We start from the raw sequence: 15,987 nt of genomic DNA on the forward strand, positions 1-15,987 counted from the left end.
AAAACGGGGTTGGCCGGGTAACCTACCCGGCCACCATTCGCAGATAACCCAGGGCGTTAGCGAAAACTGGGTCCCCTACCAAGACCGGGTTCGGGAAGGCCCGAGCCAGGCGCTCGCCCAGGAGCAAGGCGCCGCCCCCGGCCAGGTAGGTCACGGCCACGGAGTCCGTAAAGTCCCGCCAGGCGGACAAAACCTGTCGGGCCACCGCCTCCGCAGTGTCGTCCACAGCCTCCCGGTACTCCGTTGAAAGGTCCAGCTCCCGCCCCCGGAAAACCACTTTCCCGCCCTCGGCCAGGTCGTCCAGTATTCTCCGCTCCATACGGGGCGGAAGCGGCCTGCCGGTTTTTGCCAGATAAGCCTGCGCCACCCGCTGGCCCACCAGATGGCACCCGGCTTCTACGGAACCGGAAGCCTCCACCACCGGCCTGCCGGTGCGCAGGTCCACCAGGAGAAAGTCGGTGGTGTACTGGCCTATATCTATCACTCCGGCGAAGCCCCGGCCCTTCGGGAGGCCCTGTGCGAACACAACCCCGGCCCCCTGGGGCACCACCATCACCCGCCTGAAGCTGATGTACCGCTCCGACCCGCTGTCCACGCTCACCCACGCTGCCAGGGCCTCCAGTCTCGTTTTGAGTACATCCTTCTGCGCCCGATAGAAGGCCAGCGGCAGACCCACGGCCAGGTCCACCTGTACTGGCGGGAACCCCGTGGTTCCGGCCCCAACCAGGTAGGCCGCAGTCAGGAGTAATAAGTCATGAAGTTCGGCGGGCTTCTCGGCACCCAGGAAGCCGGACGCCAGGAAGCTCCCCTGCGCCGCCTCGCCCACCAGGTAGGATTCGGCCTGCCCGTTGACCCTGCGCACCGTCACCTTATAGCCGGGAGCGGGGCCGCCGAAGCCCAGGTCCAGGTCGACACCCGCAGGGGCGGCCAGCGAAGGAAAACATACCTTCTGTCCGGTGAGAGAGACGGCCTTCACAAAACCGTACCCAACATCAACTCCCATCATTTTTCCATACCCCCAAAAACGAGAGTGTGCAGGCGGTCAATATCCCTCATTAGAGGTTCAGCCTGCCGGGCAAATATTTCAACGCTTTCCGCTATCTCTGGTATGCGGCACCCTTGTAAAAGCAGCAGTAAATCAGCTACCACAGCAAGCCGCGCGGCGTTAACCAGCGCGTCCACCGGCACGGACAGTTCCGGATAAGCATTTTTTATCCGGCTGGAAAGTTCTGCTATAACGTTCTCTGCCAAATCCTTATATGATTTGAAATCCGCGTTGTTCATAAAAACCCCCTCTTTATTCTTGATTGCCTTTTTCTTGCACGGCCCGTATGAGGCCCCGCGCGGGTTTAAACGCCACCCGCAGGCCCTTCCTGCCCCGACGTGGGTAAAACGTCCCCAGGCCCGCTAGGTGGACCTTCTTGCCCGCGGACACCGCCTCCACCAGGACGGCGGGAAAGTGCTCCAGTAAAAGCTCCCGGGCGTCCTTATGGTAGCAGCCCATTTTTTTGGCTACAAGGGCAACAGCTTCTTTCGTGTTCACCGTCACCGCTTCACGCTTCAGCATTTATTACCTCACCTCCAGAAAAAAATTTAAAAAATCTGCTTCCCCAGTCAGCTTGGTGACTGGGGAAGCGAAATTTTAAAAATCTCACCGCTCCACCACTGCCATCCTCATCTCCTGGTCCCACGTCACCCGGTACCCCGCCGTTTGGAAAACTTGGCGCAGGGGCAGTATGCACTCCGCCCACGCCCCGGCGTCCCCCTGCTGCAGCTTTTCCACTACCCGTTTCGTGGCGGGCACGCGGTACAGGTCCCCGGTGGGGAACGTGATCACCGCACAGTCGCCGCTGAGATCCACCGAGGAGTCCATTATCTGGCACACGGCGTCCAGGGGCACGTACATACGCCCGCCCCGCAGCTCAGGTGGGGTGGAAATCTCCAGGAAGCGCGGTTCGGGGCCGTTATCCAGGTAGATTTCCACCCGCGCCGCGCCGGGCCGGAACACCGCCTTCGTCACGGTGGGCGCTATCTCCTGCGCCGAAACCGCCGGGGAAACAGCGGCCAGGAAAAAGAACATTAAAATTAAAACTGCCGCGGCTTTTTGTATTTTCCGCATTTTTCGATTCACCTCCCTAATAAAAAAAGGCCCCGGCATTAAACCGGAGCCTTTCTACCTTACCAACCTAAAGCCCGCAACAAGCGCAGGAGCGTGGTCAGGGCTTCCGCACGGGTGATGTGCATGTTCGGCTTCAGGCTGCCGTCCGGGTAACCGCCCAACACACCGTCACTCACCGCCGCCTTCGCCCACTCGGGCACGTCGGCGGCGTCCCGGAAGCCTGACAGGTCGGCGGGTTTATAGCCGGGTATTTTCGCCAGGGCGTTCGAGACCATCACCGCGGCTTCAATCCGGGTAATCGGCGCGTCACCCGCGAAGTCCCCGTCAGAACGCCCCTTCGCCAGCCCGGAAGCCAGGGCAGTCGCCACGGCGTCCCGGCACCACCCGGGCACGCCTTTGACGCCTGCCAGTATGCGGGCCTTCTCTTCGGGCGTGGGTTGCCGTAGGATGTCGTATAGCTTTTGCTCGCCTTCGGGGAGCAGGCCCAACGCGCGGGTCAAAACGGCGGTAAACTCCGCTCTGGTCACGTCCCTGTCCGGGCCAGCGGGGCGCTCCAGGCTGGCGGGGTTTTCAGGGTTCGGATAGCCCTCCACCAGGGCCAGGCCGTTCATTCTGTTAATGGTCGCTTCGGCCCAGTGACTCTGGACGTCGGTAAACTTCGGCTGCCGCACCGCGAACACCGCCACCCAGCCGGAGTAGCCGCCGTCGTTCATCGCCCGTACCTTGTCGCCTTCGGGGTAGCTGGCCAGGGCCACCCACTTGCCGTAGCGTTCGTTCCAGTAGTAGGCACGTGGGGTCAGCCCCTTCGCTTCGGCCTCGGCCAGGCGGTCGGTTTTAGTGATGTCTACGGTAAACTCCGGCTCAGGCTTCTCCAGCTTTTCACCGGTAACCGCATAGCCAACCTTGCTGGCCTGCGCCACCAGGGGCACGTGGCCCGGCCAGCGGGCGATGAATACCGAAGCGTCCAGGTTCTCCACGGGCGGCGGGGTTTCTTCCTGGCCTCCGCCGGAGTCGCCGGAGCTTTCACTAGAACCGCTACTACCCCCACCGCCTCCGCCGGAGCTGCCTCCACCGCCGCCGGTCGGCGGGGGCGCAACGTCCACCACCTTCAGTAGGGCCTTACCTTCCAAACCTTGCCAGGCGGCGGTGACGTCTATCTGCCCGGCGCTGATGCCGGTCGCCAGGCCAGCATTGATACTGGCAACGGTCTGGTCAGAGACGGCCCAGGTGGATTCGGCGGTCACGTCCCGCTCGGTGTTGTCGCTGAACGTAGCAACCGCCTTAAACTGCCCTGTTTCGTTCACTTTCAGTGTCATCTCCGGCGGCTCGACACGCAGGGACACCGGCGCAGGGGGTTGAACAGGCGGCTGCGGTTGTTCGGCGTCAGCGTACTTGACCACCGAGCTGTAGGCGGCTACGTACAGCGACCCGAAAGCCACCGGGAGGGTGTTTTCTGCGTCTACCGGAAACACAGAATCTTTTACTACCACTTCACTGCCGTCCTGCCGGTTGAGGAAGATCAGCGGCTCCCATGGGCGCGCCACCAGCAGCCAGCCGTCGTCCGTAGCGGCCCGGACGCCCACCACGTTTCCGGCACCGTCCCGCACCAGGTCGGCAGTCCCGGTGGCGGGGTCGACGGCGTAGGGGCCGAAGTAAACTTTGTCAGCCAGCACCATGTAATTTGTCCATCCCTGGTCAGACGGCTGGAGTACAGCGGTCCAGCCCCGCGTGCCGTCCGGGTTAAATTTATACAGACGCACGGGTTTTAAATTATCAGCGACGTCGTTTTCATTTACCGCTACATAGAAACTGCCGTCCCCGGCGGCACCCACAGCGTGGACGTAGTGCCGGTACTGGCTTATCTCCGCCTGGAAGTCTACCCGTGAGACCACCAGGGGGTCCAGGGCGCTCCCGGCATACTCTCCCGTCTCCGGTAGCCGGAGCACCGCCGCGCCGTCCACGCCCGCGACAGCGACTAAGCCGGAAGAGCTGGAGGCCGCATAGACGGGATCAATGTTATCGTAGCCCACCAGGGAGGACACGTCCAGGGCCGCCTTGAGCGTACCGTCACGCCCGTAACGCTGCACCAGTGTGCCGCCACCGGTAGTACCGAAGCCTAGGTCCCAGCTCTGCACGGCCACCACTATGTCGCCGTTCACCACCACGGGGGCACGCAGCGGGCTGTAGGCCAGCGTCTGAGTGTTTGCCGGGAGCAAGACCTTCCACCGCAGCGTCCCGTCAGGGTTCCATGCCTCCAGGTACGTCTTGCTGTCGGCTTTGTCCACTTCCACCGCGTAGAGCGCCCCGTCCACGGGGTCAATCGCGGGTGCAGTGAAATAGCCGCCTCCCTTAGCCGGGACGCTCCAGAGCAGCCTCCCGTCGAAGGACACCGCCGCCAACTGCCCGCCGCCCAGGTACACCGCGTCGGCACCCTTCACTATGGAGTTGACGGGGTTCGGCAGGTCTACCGTCCACTCCCTAGCCAGGTTTTTCAGTGCCCTCTTCGGTGCGCCCACGGGCGGGTTACCGGGCACCACATTACCGCGCTCGGTCTCCGAATTGACCGTGAAGGAAAACGCTAACTCGCTGGTGTTTATCGCATCCTGGCTCCCGGCGTGCCGCAGGGCGCCCGGCCCGAATATCATCCGCACCTGGCCGGTCATCGCCGGTCCCAGGACGGCCAGGTTGGTGTAATTACTGTCAGGTTTGACCATGTTAGCCTCAGTTTTGGCCGTCCAGTTGCTGCCGGCAACGTACATATGCTGACCGGTAGGAGTGGTTACCTCGATCCTGATTTTCGTTGGGTCCACCACTTCCACGGGCACGTCAAAGTAAGCAGCTAAACGCTGCTGTTGTAAGCCCGCTGTTGGAACGGAAAGGTCACCGAAGAACCCGGTCAGGTCCGCGTAAGCGGCCCCCGCAGGCGTCCCTTCCACCAGGTGCGGCTCCTGGGGTGTAACGGTAAAGGAAGTGGACACGTCGGAAGCCAGCCGCGCCCCGTCGCTTCCTGTCACATCGAACACCCCGAGCCTGACCCCTTCCACGCTCCCGGCGGGCCACATGCAGTCCGGGTTCTGGGCGGTGGGGTAGAAAGGTTCGCCCCCGATACTGCGGTTCATCTTGAGCACCACCGTGCAGGGGTCGTTGGGGTCAATCGTCCACCTGCCCGTAAGCCCGTAGTCGCGGCCGTAAGGCGGGTAATACCCCAGCGGGGTGCCGTCCAGCTTCACCGGCCGGTCAAACCTGACCCTCACCGGCTGGTGGGCGTCTACCGTGGAGCCGGGAGCAGGGATGATTTCCACTATTTTCAGCTCCGGCACGGTCCTGAAGCGCACCGTTACGTCCTGCGCCGGGCCGGTGATACCGCTGGCGGCGTCCTTCACGGCGTTCGCCTTAATTACCAGGGTATAGTCTGTCCCCAGCTTCAGGCTTCCACTGGTATACACCAGATTGACCACGTTCCCGCTGGCCGAAGGGGACAACTGCACCGCCGTGCCGGTAGCGGTCTCCGTCAGCGAGAAGCCAGCCGGGTCGGCTATGGTCACCGGGCGGTCGAACGTCACCGCCAGGCTGTACTTACCCACCGGGTCCAGCACCGCCCCGTCCGCCGGGTCGGTAGAAACGACCGAAGGCACGCCACTGGCGGGTTGCGAAGCCTGCACCGTCACCGTAGTGTTCCCGGTTACAGCCGTGCCGTAAATGCTGGCAGTCACCGTCACTTCCCCAGGTTCCTGCGGGGCAGTAAAGGTGACTTTAACCTGGCCTTGGGCGTCGGTCACCGCGCTGGCGGGATCAACACTGCCTACCGAAGCCGAGAAGTCCACCTGCACGCCCGGCACGGGCTGGCCGTAGACGTCAGACACCACAGAAGTAACCGTCGCCGTCCCGCTCGACACGACCGCAGCGGGGTCGACGGTCAGGGTTACAGCGGCGGGTTCCGCCGCAAACGCCGCGCCCGCAAAGGTCAGGACCAGCAGGGTGAGCGCGGCAAGCAAAACAGAAAGTTTACTACGCATAACAGACAAACCCCTCCTTTTCGATTTCGGCCCCTCCCCCGCGCCCCGCCCGGCTTTGTGCATTTCCACCCCCTTCCCGCCGGAGGATTGGGGCCAAAGAAAGGCTCCCAAAAATAAAAAGGCCGGGCCAACGTGCCCGGTAGGGAATCAACTCCGTCTCCTTTAAATTGTCACTCATTTTTATACCCCTTTTGTTTAATGTAAAATTTTAGAATTTTTGGGTTTTCTCCAGTACCGTTTTTGCTGCAACTGTACCCGCCTGGTCCGCTTGACAGGTTTTGGTTCTATGCCCAGCTCCCGACCGAGCGCGGGGAGCAGGCCCCGGACCGGCCCTGCGTAGGCAAAGATCATGCGCTGCACCCTGTATCACCCCCTGAAATAAAAAAGCCGGGCTAACGTGCCCGGTGCGGTCAAAATTACTAACATTCCTCTTTCAAAAACCTGTACATTTCTTCAACCGAACTGAATCCCAACTCCCTTGTGGCAATTTTCTGCACCAACCCCGAACCTACATTTCCTTTGTGCTTTGCGTGGATTATACACGTACGCTTAACCCCGTCCGGTCCCACGCCCTTCCATACCGAAGTTTTGCCCTGTCTTTTCATCCCCAGCTTCCGGCAGATTTTCTCAATGTCGTCCCATGTGAAGGTATATCCCATCAGTCCACCAGCGCCTTTTCCAGGCCCAGGACGCGGAAAAGTTTCTTCCTGTCCCCTTCGCACCGGAGGACGCGCCTTAAGTACCAGTAGTGTCCCCGCCTGCCCCCGGACGGGCTTAAATAAAACGGCAAGTCGTCAAAATAAACCCGCGCGTAATCCAGAATGTTGTCGATAAAGTCTTCAACTGCCTCCTGTTTGGTCGAACCGACCCCGTAAACGCCCGTCTCCACGTTATACAGGGTGTAATGGTCGCTCTCCTCTCCCGGACGGTCCAGCCACTCGTAGCTAAACGTCTTTGTCTCGCAAAGCTCGTCAAGCAAACCGGTAGAGATGAGGGATACCGGGCAGTCATCCTTCCGCCTGGCGTCGGACAGGAGAAATTCTTTACCGGCAGCGGCTTCGCGGCGCAAAACCGTGAGCCTGTTTTTCGCTTCGTGAACAGATACCTGAAGCACGGTGCCACCGCCCTTCTAAAAGTCTCATCCCCATTATATCAGATTTTAGCTATAATGGCTATAATACAGTAGGCGGAACATAGGCGGCGGTCATCGCGAAGAAAAACGACGTCTAACACTTCCCTGCGGTCAGGTTTTCCAAAAACAGCAAATAGGCCGCCCGGAGCAGTCTCTCGTCCACCACCGGCATCCCCTGTTCCAGGCGGGCTATCCGCTGTGGGGATACCCCCAGGGTTTTAGCCAGGGCCGTCCGGCTCACACCAGCCTGTTCGCGCAGGCTTTGAAGCCGGGCGCCTTCTTCAGCCCACTCCCGGGCGTGGTTGGCGGCGTACACAATCGCCCGGGTGCGCCGCCGAGCGGGATCGATAAGATTTAAGAGATTTTCCTGAAACTCGTTTAGTGCGGCGTCCATCGCCCGCAGGCCCTCTTCCCTTTCACGGGCACGGCGGGCAGCATTCTCTCGAAGGTGGAAGATGGAAATCACCTTGTCGTCCAATTATTTACCCCCCTTTTTTTTGGTCCTTTAAAAAAAATAAAAAGCCGAGTGCGTGGCCCGGCCAATCAAATATTAATATCAGGACCTACCATAAAAACCCGGAACTTAGCGATTTCCAGGTAAGCCCGCAATTCCAGGGAGTTTAACACGATCCCCTCCTCCAGAAACCCGGACTCCAACAACTCAGGGCGACGCACCTTCTCAACCCGATAACACCGACCAAAACCACCTAGCCACCGCACTATCATGTCCGCGTTCTCCGCAGAAGTGACGATCACCCGAACCCACCTCCACCGCATGGTCTTAAAAAAAACCGGGCATTACGCCCGGTTTTTTCTCCCAGGAAAATGACACTCAGTCTCTAGCGGTAAGTTTCCTCACCCTTATACGTTTTTCGGTCGCAGTGATAATGCTGCCCTTCTCCAAGTCCTCCTTGTACCGGGCCAGCACCGCGGTCAGAACCCGTCTCCTTTCCTCGAAAGGAATGTCAGGCAAACGAACGATGCTGGCGCGTGCCGTTCCGGTAGCTACAGCGAGTTGCCCGAAATCTTTGTCCAGCGTGATTATGACCCGTCGCTCTCTTGCTCCCCACGCCATAACCTCATCGTCGGTCATGCGGCAGTTTATGCTCTTTACTTCCACCACGTCATGGCCCATTTCACGGAGCCAACCGGCCAGCTTACTGCCAGCGCAAACGTCAACAAGAAACTTCATTGAGTCGCCTCCACGCGGACCGCGCTCAAATCCTCGTTTGCCACCAAGTGCCTGGCATAAGCAATACAGGCCCTGATGTCGTCCGGCTCCAGTTCAGGATAGTCCTCCAGGATATCCTGTATCGTCACACCCTGTTCCAGGAGGGCCAGCACGTTCTCTACTTTGATACGCATGCCCCGAATAATGGGTTTCCCTTGAAAAATAGCAGGATTGACGGTAATACGTTGCAGAAGTTCCTCCCTTTCTTTCATCTCCGCACCTTCCCCTGTGTACAGTCTTGTTTTTAGTTTAACAGGATTAGTCCTGTCCGGCAACAGGCTTGAACGCTCGTTCAATTTTTCCACCTCCAAAAAGCTCCAACCGCTCCGCCCACTCCCCGGCGGAATACCAGCCCCGGCGGGTGCGAACCAGCACGGGGCCTTTCTGGGCGAAAAGCCTGTCCAGGGCGGCGGCCTGGGCGGGGGTGAGGTCCCAGGTATGTTCGAAGCCATCGAACAACTGTTCAGCTAAGGTAAAACCATCCAAATGCTCCTGCCCGGTCTCCAACACCCCCCGCATAGCCTCCTGCCCGGCGGCCACCGCCTGGGCCAGGGCCGATTCATCGGCGGCCAGCTCCTCCGGGTACCCGGCTTCGGCGTACCACCAAGCGGCTTCGGCCTCTTTCCCGGCCCGCCGAATTCGGGCCAGCAGGTCGGATTCTGGGGCGGGTGGGGCCGGTGGGGGGCCAGGTTCGGGTTCCATTATCGACAACTCAACTGCTTGTACTTTTGGCTTAACTACCTGGGCGGGAGCGATTAATTTTTGTACTCCCGCCCAGGGAACGTAAGGGGCCGGTTTGCCCCGGCCTGAACGTCTGTACTTTTTCATTTTTTCCTCGCTCCCCGTGCTCCCCGTTTGAGCATTGTCACCTTTCTACTTTCATCCCTACCCTCATCTTTTTCTTTCCATAACGGTCCCGGCACAGTGGGCAATTCTACTATCCTGCCCGCCGCAGGATACAGAAGCAGCGGCACCGCTTTGCCTACGTTCCCGCGAAGTCGATGTTTTAAGACCGAAACCTCCAGGAGCACCCCGCCGTGACTTTCCGCCATCGCAACTGCCGGTCCGGCCTCCTGCGCGTCATCGGCACTCCAGTACCATCCCTCAGACGGGGCGGCGGGGCCGGCTTCGACTTCGCGTTTCCCCGCAATGCTTGAGTTCCACAGGCCGAAAACTGCACTGGACCACTGTTCTATACCGCCTGATTCGCGTAAATCAGTTAACCTCGGCCTTTCTTTGTATTGGAAATTATTCCTGCTTATTTGCGCAAAAGCCACGACCGGGACAGATAGCGAACCGGCTAAAACATGTAAAGCTTTTGCCACAGCGCTAACTTCCTGTTCGCGGTTAGGATACCGACCGCCATCGGGTTTTTCCGGAGGGGAAAGTTGTTGCAAGTAGTCAACAAAAACTGCTGTTACCTCTTGCCGCCGGGCAACATTTTTCACCGCTACTGCCAACTCGTCCACGCCGACGATATTTTGTTTGAGAGCATCAATGATTATCAGCCTATCGGCCCACTTTGCCAATTTCTCGCGGGCATCCATCTGCTCCCGGCTGAACTCACCGCGGCGAAAAGCAGCTATCGTGGCGCTAAACTCCGTACCCGCTAAAATGGAAATTAAACGCGCGTAGATAAGCATTGCCGCCATCTCGCCGCTCCACAAAATCACTGTCCCGGGATAGTTTGCCAGACAATGCAAGATGAGATTGAAACAAAACGTACTCTTTCCGTGATGTGTCCCAGCAGCAACAGTGACAAGCCCCGCTGAATCAATCCGAGTTAGTTTAGTCACTCCTGCCCAGGGAAACGCCAGGCCTTCCGGAAAAGCTAGAAGTTCACTTTCGATATCAGCTACGTTCAGTGATACGGGTGGTTCTTGCAACGTTGCCGCCGCTTCTTCCCTTGCCCGTTCCATTATCCGAGCTACCGCCGCCGGACCGCTACCGGTTTCAACGTCCTCCGGGTCACGCGGAAGTAGTGCTTTACGCGCCTTTTCTAATGCGTCCAACCAGATTTGTTGCGCCCGCTCACGCCGACGCTTTTCAGAGAGCCGTTCCACTGCTTCGGCCAGTGCCGCTTCCGAGAGCGCCAGCTTTCCGGCAGTTTCTGTAATAATCTCGGAAGCCGCCACCGGGTCAAACCTAGTGAACGTTTCTGCTAGGTCCAGCGCCTTTTCAAGCGCGGCGTCCCGGGCCAAGTCCGACAACTCACCGTCAGGCACCAGCCGCCGGGCCAGCCACCTATGCCCGGCAACCGCCCTTCGAGCCAGGTCAGCGAAAGCGGCCACACCGTGCACCCGGGCGTATTCGTCTGGGTCTTTAGCTCCAGCAAAATCCGGGATGACGAAGGTTTTCACGCCCTTCGCCACCAGCTTCATTATCGCTTTTTCCGTGCCCCGCCTCCCGGCATCGTCTGCGTCCAGGGCCAGAATCACCCGGCGGTGGCGGGCCAGGAGATCGGCCTGGGTGTCGGAAAGGTCGGAACCGCCCAACGCCACAATTCCACGGATGTTTCCGGCAGCAATGTATTCAGAATCAATCACACCTTCGACGGCGACCGGCACATCTTCACGGCACAGTCGATGGAAACCCCATAAAATAGAAGTCTTTGAAAGGCCAGGGCTGTACTGATACTTCGGTTCTTTCCCGTCTATCCGGCGGCCAGCGAAGCCGATTATACGCCCCGCCCGGTTTCTGGCTGGAAGGAGTAGCACGTATTCCGGCGGCGGCAGTTTTACTCCGGCGGGCAACGGTTCCAGGTGCGTGGTGCCAATGTCCATCGCACGGATTACATCGTTGGTATAGCCGCGCCCATGTAGGTACGCCAAGACGTTTTCTTTAGCCGGGTCAAAAAGAGCGGCGCGGGCCTTCTGCCACCACTCTTCCATTTTTTCCGCTTCTTCCGCCGCCTTTTTCGCTTCCTCCGGGTCGGCACCAGAAGCCGGGAGCGGCGGCACTCCAGCCAAGTGAGCCAGTTCCCGGATGACCTGCTGGCCGGTCAACCCTTTCATTTCCAGGTACTTCCACCAAGAGAGAGTCTGGCCGCACCCGAAGCAGTGGCCGAACGGCCTGCCGTCCGGCATAGAAAAACTGGGGGTACTCTCCGCGTGGACCGGGCACAGGGCCACGTACCCCCGCCCTACACGCCGGAAACCGGGCAGGTCGCCGAAAATTTTTTCGTGCGACAACCGCGGGTAAACTTCCGTATCTAACCAATCAGTCAAATTCACAAAACCACCTCCACATAAAAAAAAAGAGCCCCGGGTCACCATCCGGCGGCCCCGGGGTGGAGGTGGTTTTATAAGAAAAAGGCGGTTTTACCCGCCCGCCCATCCCGTTAGGGTGGGCGGCGGTAAAACCGCCGCACCTAAGATATCTTAAGAGTCTTAGATATCTTAGAGGGTTTTTCGATCCCTGGAAGCCTTGAAACACAAGGCTTTCAGGGATCGGGTATGTCCTTATTACGTCTCAAAAATGTCCTTATTACGTCTCAATCCACGTCCCTATTACGTCTCATTTTTGTCCTTATAACGTCTCACTCTCTTATTGTCATAAATGGGATTACCTGCCAGAATAATTTCGTAACCGTCATATGCGTAGTTGTAATCTTCTATCATTATCGAATAAAGTTTGGACAAAACGTTCTCTATTGGTTTGCGGCAACGGTCTATTCGACCATCTTTGCGTCCGTATCCCATGACCTCAAGTACAGTCGGGATAAGCAATTTTATTTTTTTGGATGGAACTCGCGCGGCCAAAAAGTATGCTATGTTTTTTATCGCCGGACGGAGCTTACGTGGAGCTTTGTGGGCCGCCTCCAACGCCGCACAGGGTAGTGGAGCGGGTGGTAGTTCTTTTAGTGCTGTCGCATATAGATTGCTGATAGTTATTTCTATAGGCGCGCGGTTTTTGGGTACAGGCTTGCCGTCCAAGATGTCCACCCGCGCGACGCAATCCACAAAACCGAAAGTGACCTTGCTCCGTTTTTTCACTGTGCCGTCTTTGTTGAGTTGCGAAATTACCGGGTGATTGTATACGGTGAAACTTCTCGCGTATGCAAGGCACGTTTCTAGCTCGTCGGCTACCCGACCGTTAAATTCTAGACCTATTACATCGGCTATTTTCCGAAAAGACGTGGTGATAATCCGGTCCTCTGGGAAATGTTGATCTCGGTAGATTTGTCCGGTTGCGGAGATAACATCGCGAATCATCCCACCGAGGCTGGCTGCCTGGAAAAGTTCTATGGGCACCAAAAAGACCCGATCATCACCTGGCCATCGCCAGGTTACCACATCTTGTGTCTCTCCAGTATGTATATTTGCTTCTTCTTGATATCCCTCTGGCGGAACCCGGAACATGTTCCTGTCCCGCGCTAAATCCCGTGAAACATACAATACCCTTCCCCCACAGTCCCACTCCCAACCCTTCTTCACTGCCCCCACTCCCACTGGCACTGGCACCGCCACTGCCCCAGTAACCCCCGGATCCAGGTTCCCCAGGTTCCCGCTGTCCGGTGTGACGCCCACGTGGACCAGGTGGTGTAGGCCGCCAACGGCCAGGAGGCCCAGGCCGCTGGCGGCGGCGATGAGCGGGAGAGCAGCGGGGGCGGCGAAGCTGCGTTGGTCTTTCATAAAGCGAACGAATGTTTGGAACAAGAGCACCACCTCCGAAAAAAAGCCCGGCCCGAAGGCCGGGGAAAGGAAGGTAGCATCATGGGGACCAGCCCCAAAAAAGAAAACCCGGCGTTGCGTTTACGCGAACGCCGGGTGTAGTCCTTCTTGCATCGCCGCCCGCCTGGCGAAGCTGGTCTTTGCGCCGCCTTTGCCGCGCCGCCGGACGCCTGCCAGGTCGACCGTGCTGAACATTTCAGCGATTTCTGGATCTACACCGTCACCATCATCGCTATCATCGCTATCGTCGCTATTACTGATGCCGAGCGGCACCGGCGGCTCCGGCCCGCGATAGGGTTCGGGCCAACCGCCCATAGGCGATAAATCCACTACCCCGGGCAGCGGCCATAACCCTGCTTCCTTCACTACGGCCATCTCCCGTTCAGCGCGGGCATCTGGGGTCTCCAGTATCTGGGCAGCCCACAGATCTGGGTCGGCCCACCCCGCCTGCTCCAGCGCGTCCCGCACCGCCAAGCGTAAGTCTTCCCGCGCCGCCGTTTCGGCGTCTACGTCCCCCTTCCGCTGTGCCCGTCGCAGCCTGCGGGCAGCGGAGAGGATTTCTCGTGCCGATATCCACGGGACGGTGAGTAGGCAGGCGGTTCGGCGCAGTATCGCCAACTCCAAGTTAGCCCGCCAGGCCGCTTCCCGGCTGGTCAGGTACGTGCCCGCCGTCCCGGGTGTGTAGTGTTGCACCGGGGATAGTGACACTACCTGGTCCGGGGCCAGGGCCATGGACCACCAGATGGCATCCGCTCCCCGTAGTTCTCGCACTTGCCTGGCAATTTCTTCCCGGATTTCCTGGTACCGGAGCAACCGCTGCAGCAGTACCCGCGCCGGTTGCCGCCGGAACCGCTCTTCCTGCTCCCGGCGCCTGGCTTCACGCTCCGCTTTTCGCCGCTCCCGCTCCTGCCGGGCTGCTTCTGCCGCCGCTTTCCGTGCGGCCAGGGAAGCCTGCACCTGGTTTACCAGATCCTCCCCGGCCAACCAGGGCTTCCGGGCCAGGTCGGCCAGGGCGCGGCGGGTGCGTTCCATGTCTTTTTTTACAGGATGTGTACCCACAATCATCCTCGCGATAGTGTATATGCTCGCCGTCGGGCGTACAGTCAGCACCATCGCTACCGCCATTGCAGCTTCCTGCCGTTCTGGACGGGTACCCTTACCCGGTCCGCGCTGACCCTGTCTCCGCAGCGGAGGCAAGCCGTAGCGCTTTCGCCACTTCCTTTCCGCGTCCGGTGTCCGGTTTTTTTTGTGGTCGCTGCAAATTTTTTCGGTGTCTGGACATACGTACTCCATGCGGTGTCACTCCTTTTTTGAGGGTACACCGCTCGCTCCAGACGTTTTGCGTGCGCTTTACCATTATTACCTCTCCTCTCCTGACCCCGTTATGTTTGTCTATAGTAGACCTACTGTTAATCTACCATATTCATATCCTAAATGCAAGCATTTTACCCCCCGAAAATCAAAATTTTAATTTTCTGAAATCTTGTAAAAAAAGAAAGAAAACAGGGAAAACTTACGTTGTGTAGAATATCTACATTAGCTCTACATGTGGAAACTTTCCAAAGCTGTTCAAGGGGAGACATGTGGAAGAATGGATACCTGGCTTTCCTGGGAACCCGAACTCACGCCTGCCGCTGCCGAAGAGGACGCTGCTAAGTTTTACCGCGCGATGTCAGATGTTATGCATGAAATTGTGTTGTGCCGTCTTGTTTTTATGGCCGACTTATCTTGTGAAGACTGCGAAAAACTTGCTGATAGAAAAACTTTTCTTCAACCATTTCTTACTAAATTAGGTGTTAAAACTGATGCCCGCGGTTTACTTGTTGATATTTTCAAGGACTTTTATCACTATGTGACTTCCGAACTGGATACTACTCCACCACTTTTCAGATACAGGAAACTACTTAAGTCATGGACTATGTTACTGCAAACACTCTTTCATGCGTTTTTCATATCACGCCACAATGCTGAACTTTTTTCGTACTGTTTAGACCTAAACATAAGCGTTTCTTCTAAATCAACGCTATCTGCTGCAGTTTCTCCGCGTTTCGTTGCAGCACTGAGAATGCTTAGTATCCGCGAAACCATAATCATTGACCTTAGAAAACAACTTGGATATGAACAATTAAACAATATTGACGAAAACGAAATCTTTTTCCGTCCCGAACATGGCCTTTCGACGCCTGACCTGGCATTTTTAAGTGGAGTATCGTACCAATACGTTTGGAAATTATACAAGGCCGGTAAGTTGCCAGGGACAAAATCGAAACTAGACGGAAACATTTACATTAAAAGCGAAACTGCTGTGGCTTTTGCTATTACCCGCCTGCTTGTTCCGAACTGGGTTAGAACTCTTGCTAAACGTGCGAAGATTGATTCTTTGTTGGTCTAAGTTAGGGTTTGACGGCGACTTCCTCCCTACCCTTAAAGGGATAGGGGAAGTCGCTTTGCCACGATTTCTAATTCGACTGCAAGTAACCTAGCGCAGGTTTGCTAGGTACTTTGTGACCGCCATCCTGATAAGTTCATTCATTGAAACCCTTTGCCTGCGTGCCTCTCCTTTGATGGCCTTAATCAGTCGGGGAGGCATCATTACTTTCACCGCCTTCTTTTTCTCTGCTACCAGCATCCGCATACTCAATCACTCTCCTTTCTCAGTATTCTTGTCCTGGGTCATCCTCTAAAAAACAAAACCCCCGCCAGCCGCCCCTTCGCGAGTACGGCCAGCGGGGTTTTCTACCGGCGGGGCTGTTCCAGGTCTGCTTCCATAAAAAATCGAACAGGCCAAAGCCCTGCCGTTCCTGGCCTGAACGCCT

General features: G+C 57.7%; 17 protein-coding genes. 1 reads left to right on the forward strand and 16 read right to left on the reverse strand.

Annotation, left to right across the window (positions count from 1 at the left end; genetic code table 11):
• Window positions 1-22 precede the first annotated feature (22 nt).
• The 15 genes from G7K71_RS02910 to G7K71_RS02980 all read right to left on the reverse strand — a co-directional run bounded on the left by G7K71_RS02910 (window position 23) and on the right by G7K71_RS02980 (window position 14,296).
• The gene (locus G7K71_RS02910; protein WP_166343356.1) at window positions 23-1,006 is read right to left on the reverse strand and encodes a ParM/StbA family protein; all 984 of its coding nucleotides are present in this window, start codon (window positions 1,004-1,006) and stop codon (window positions 23-25) included.
• Window positions 1,003-1,284 carry a hypothetical protein gene (locus G7K71_RS02915; RefSeq protein ID WP_166343358.1) on the reverse strand — a complete coding sequence of 94 codons (282 nt, stop codon included), beginning with the start codon at window positions 1,282-1,284 and terminating at the stop codon, window positions 1,003-1,005. The genes G7K71_RS02910 and G7K71_RS02915 overlap by 4 nt, the downstream gene beginning before the upstream one ends.
• 13 nt (window positions 1,285-1,297) lie before the next feature.
• On the reverse strand, window positions 1,298-1,567 hold the full coding sequence (locus tag G7K71_RS02920; protein WP_166343360.1) for an HU family DNA-binding protein: 270 nt from the start codon (window positions 1,565-1,567) through the stop codon (window positions 1,298-1,300).
• A gap of 84 nt (window positions 1,568-1,651) precedes the next feature.
• Window positions 1,652-2,119, reverse strand: coding sequence for a hypothetical protein (locus G7K71_RS02925; RefSeq protein ID WP_166343362.1), 468 nt, complete (start codon window positions 2,117-2,119; stop codon window positions 1,652-1,654).
• A 59-nt stretch (window positions 2,120-2,178) separates the two neighbouring features.
• On the reverse strand, window positions 2,179-6,135 hold the full coding sequence (locus G7K71_RS02930) for an S-layer homology domain-containing protein (protein ID WP_166343364.1): 3,957 nt from the start codon (window positions 6,133-6,135) through the stop codon (window positions 2,179-2,181).
• A gap of 195 nt (window positions 6,136-6,330) precedes the next feature.
• Complete coding sequence (locus G7K71_RS02935; protein WP_166343366.1) at window positions 6,331-6,495, reverse strand: hypothetical protein; 165 nt, start codon at window positions 6,493-6,495, stop codon at window positions 6,331-6,333.
• A gap of 298 nt (window positions 6,496-6,793) precedes the next feature.
• Entirely contained in the window at window positions 6,794-7,249 is a 456-nt protein-coding gene (locus G7K71_RS02940) for a hypothetical protein (RefSeq protein ID WP_166343368.1), read from the reverse strand.
• Window positions 7,250-7,361: 112 nt separating this feature from the next.
• Window positions 7,362-7,745 carry a helix-turn-helix domain-containing protein gene (locus G7K71_RS02945; RefSeq protein ID WP_207712602.1) on the reverse strand — a complete coding sequence of 128 codons (384 nt, stop codon included), beginning with the start codon at window positions 7,743-7,745 and terminating at the stop codon, window positions 7,362-7,364.
• A 65-nt stretch (window positions 7,746-7,810) separates the two neighbouring features.
• Entirely contained in the window at window positions 7,811-8,023 is a 213-nt protein-coding gene (locus G7K71_RS02950; protein ID WP_166343370.1) for a hypothetical protein, read from the reverse strand.
• 76 nt (window positions 8,024-8,099) lie between these two features.
• Window positions 8,100-8,459, reverse strand: coding sequence for a DUF5615 family PIN-like protein (locus tag G7K71_RS02955; RefSeq protein ID WP_166343372.1), 360 nt, complete (start codon window positions 8,457-8,459; stop codon window positions 8,100-8,102).
• The gene (locus G7K71_RS02960; RefSeq protein WP_243174542.1) at window positions 8,456-8,794 is read right to left on the reverse strand and encodes a DUF433 domain-containing protein; all 339 of its coding nucleotides are present in this window, start codon (window positions 8,792-8,794) and stop codon (window positions 8,456-8,458) included. Before G7K71_RS02960 ends, G7K71_RS02955 begins: the two co-directional genes overlap by 4 nt.
• The gene (locus tag G7K71_RS02965) at window positions 8,757-9,326 is read right to left on the reverse strand and encodes a hypothetical protein (protein ID WP_166343374.1); all 570 of its coding nucleotides are present in this window, start codon (window positions 9,324-9,326) and stop codon (window positions 8,757-8,759) included. The genes G7K71_RS02960 and G7K71_RS02965 overlap by 38 nt, the downstream gene beginning before the upstream one ends.
• Window positions 9,323-11,731, reverse strand: a complete 2,409-nt coding sequence (locus tag G7K71_RS02970; protein ID WP_166343376.1) for a DnaB-like helicase C-terminal domain-containing protein — start codon at window positions 11,729-11,731, stop codon at window positions 9,323-9,325. Before G7K71_RS02970 ends, G7K71_RS02965 begins: the two co-directional genes overlap by 4 nt.
• 276 nt (window positions 11,732-12,007) lie before the next feature.
• On the reverse strand, window positions 12,008-13,156 hold the full coding sequence (locus G7K71_RS02975; protein ID WP_166343378.1) for a hypothetical protein: 1,149 nt from the start codon (window positions 13,154-13,156) through the stop codon (window positions 12,008-12,010).
• Between the two features lie 96 nt (window positions 13,157-13,252).
• Window positions 13,253-14,296, reverse strand: coding sequence for a hypothetical protein (locus G7K71_RS02980; protein ID WP_166343380.1), 1,044 nt, complete (start codon window positions 14,294-14,296; stop codon window positions 13,253-13,255).
• 466 nt (window positions 14,297-14,762) lie between these two features.
• Here G7K71_RS02980 and G7K71_RS02985 point away from each other — a divergent pair, with 466 nt between their 5' ends.
• Window positions 14,763-15,563: a hypothetical protein gene (locus tag G7K71_RS02985; protein ID WP_166343382.1), complete on the forward strand. Its 801-nt coding sequence runs from the start codon at window positions 14,763-14,765 to the stop codon at window positions 15,561-15,563.
• 87 nt (window positions 15,564-15,650) lie between these two features.
• On the opposite strand, the gene G7K71_RS02990 is transcribed toward G7K71_RS02985, so the two are convergent.
• The gene (locus G7K71_RS02990; RefSeq protein ID WP_166343384.1) at window positions 15,651-15,806 is read right to left on the reverse strand and encodes a ribbon-helix-helix protein, CopG family; all 156 of its coding nucleotides are present in this window, start codon (window positions 15,804-15,806) and stop codon (window positions 15,651-15,653) included.
• Window positions 15,807-15,987 lie beyond the last annotated feature (181 nt).

Source organism: Desulfofundulus sp. TPOSR, assembly GCF_011393055.1.
GTDB classification, from domain to species: Bacteria; Bacillota; Desulfotomaculia; order Desulfotomaculales; family Desulfovirgulaceae; genus Desulfofundulus; species Desulfofundulus kuznetsovii.

Bases quoted from the DNA above. Each gene is read 5' to 3' on its own strand.
- G7K71_RS02930 (WP_166343364.1), bottom strand. From the start codon at position 6,135: ATGCGTAGTAAACTTTCTGTTTTGCTTGCCGCGCTCACCCTGCTGGTC.
- G7K71_RS02955 (WP_166343372.1), bottom strand. From the start codon at position 8,459: ATGAAGTTTCTTGTTGACGTTTGCGCTGGCAGTAAGCTGGCCGGTTGG.
- G7K71_RS02920 (WP_166343360.1), bottom strand. From the start codon at position 1,567: ATGCTGAAGCGTGAAGCGGTGACGGTGAACACGAAAGAAGCTGTTGCC.
- G7K71_RS02925 (WP_166343362.1), bottom strand. From the start codon at position 2,119: ATGCGGAAAATACAAAAAGCCGCGGCAGTTTTAATTTTAATGTTCTTT.
- G7K71_RS02915 (WP_166343358.1), bottom strand. From the start codon at position 1,284: ATGAACAACGCGGATTTCAAATCATATAAGGATTTGGCAGAGAACGTT.
- G7K71_RS02980 (WP_166343380.1), bottom strand. From the start codon at position 14,296: ATGGCGGTAGCGATGGTGCTGACTGTACGCCCGACGGCGAGCATATAC.
- G7K71_RS02990 (WP_166343384.1), bottom strand. From the start codon at position 15,806: ATGCGGATGCTGGTAGCAGAGAAAAAGAAGGCGGTGAAAGTAATGATG.
- G7K71_RS02965 (WP_166343374.1), bottom strand. From the start codon at position 9,326: ATGAAAAAGTACAGACGTTCAGGCCGGGGCAAACCGGCCCCTTACGTT.
- G7K71_RS02910 (WP_166343356.1), bottom strand. From the start codon at position 1,006: ATGATGGGAGTTGATGTTGGGTACGGTTTTGTGAAGGCCGTCTCTCTC.
- G7K71_RS02985 (WP_166343382.1), top strand. From the start codon at position 14,763: ATGGATACCTGGCTTTCCTGGGAACCCGAACTCACGCCTGCCGCTGCC.